The sequence below is a fragment of the Variovorax sp. E3 genome (genome assembly GCF_016082275.1).
Classification (GTDB): Bacteria; Pseudomonadota; Gammaproteobacteria; order Burkholderiales; family Burkholderiaceae_C; genus Variovorax.
In genome coordinates, this window is sequence record NZ_MOWM01000337.1 from 1 (window position 1) to 1,165 (window position 1,165).

Annotated in this window: 2 protein-coding genes; both read right to left on the reverse strand. The window is 73.1% G+C overall.

Going from position 1 to position 1,165, the window contains the following annotated elements:
* Positions 1 to 111: 111 nt before the first annotated feature.
* Entirely contained in the window at positions 112 to 330 is a 219-nt protein-coding gene (locus BMG07_RS40675; RefSeq protein WP_198089212.1) for a hypothetical protein, read from the reverse strand.
* 126 nt (positions 331 to 456) lie between these two features.
* On the reverse strand, positions 457 to 1,165 hold a 709-nt coding region (locus BMG07_RS40680; RefSeq protein ID WP_198089213.1), incomplete at its 5' end, for a FecR domain-containing protein.

Genomic DNA, 1,165 nt, shown 5'->3' on the forward strand with positions numbered 1-1,165 from the left:
CTTCGAGGCCCGAGCCCGCGAGCAGGCGCGCGAAGCCTTCGCGCACCGCGTGGCTGCCCTGCAGGCCCGGCGACTTGCGGCCCTGCACGAGCGCGGAAGGCATCGTGATGCTCACGCCGGCGGCGGCGGCAAGGTGGAGAGCGCATCGTCGAGCGCGCCGGGCGCGATGCTGTAGAGCTTGCGTGCGCCGGCCTGCGCTGCCGATGCATCGGCGCCGGCGGGCGGTGTCTGCGCGCTGGCGCTGCCGGCCGCGCAGGCCATGGCGAGCAGTGCGCCCTGCACTGCGCGCGTGATCTGTGAATCGAAGGGAAGCGGTCGGCGACGGGCCATGAAGTGATCTCTCGCAAAGGGTGTGAAGTTGCTGTTCCTCAAGGCTTCACACGCGAGAAAACAAAAAGGGACACGGCGCGGCAATAAATTTGCACGGGCCACCGTCGGCCGTGCGCAACGCGACGCTCAAGCGCCCGGCGCCACCACCGTCACCCAGTAGCGCGTGCGGTAGAGCACGTCCACCGGCAGCGCCTGCGGCAGGCTGTCGAGCACCGGGCCGGTGTCGCCGAGCTGGAACACGCCCGACACGCGCAGGTCGGCCACCGCCGCGTCGCAGCGCAGCACGCCGGGCCGGTAGCGGCCGAGTTCGGCGAGAAAGTCTTGCAGCCGCATGTTCCTGGCGCGCAGCACGCCGCGCGACCAGTCGTCGGCGTCCGGGCCCACGGCCGTGACGGCATCGACCGCCGAGGCCGAGAAGCCCGCCTGCTCGCCCGCGCGCACCACCACGGCCAGGCCGCGCGCATCGTCGGGCCGCACCTGCACCGCGCCTTCGAGCACCGCGACGTGGCTGCGCCGGTCTTCGAGCTGCCGCGCCATGAAGCGCGTGCCCAGCGCCTTCAGCCGGCCTTGCGCGGTCTCGACCACGAAGGGGCGGTAGGCCGGGTCGCCCGAGGCCACGCTGTCGGGTGCGGTGTCGATCCATACCTCGCCCGCGCGCAGCCGCACGAGGCGCAGCTTTGTGTCGTAGGCCACGTCGATGGCGGTCGCGGTGTTGAGCTGGATGCGCGTGCCGTCCGGCAGCCGCAGCTCGCGGCGCTCGCCGGTGGCGGTGCGGTGGTCGGCCAGCCATTCGCGCGCCGGCGAGGCACGCCATGCGAGCCAGCCCGCGGGCGCG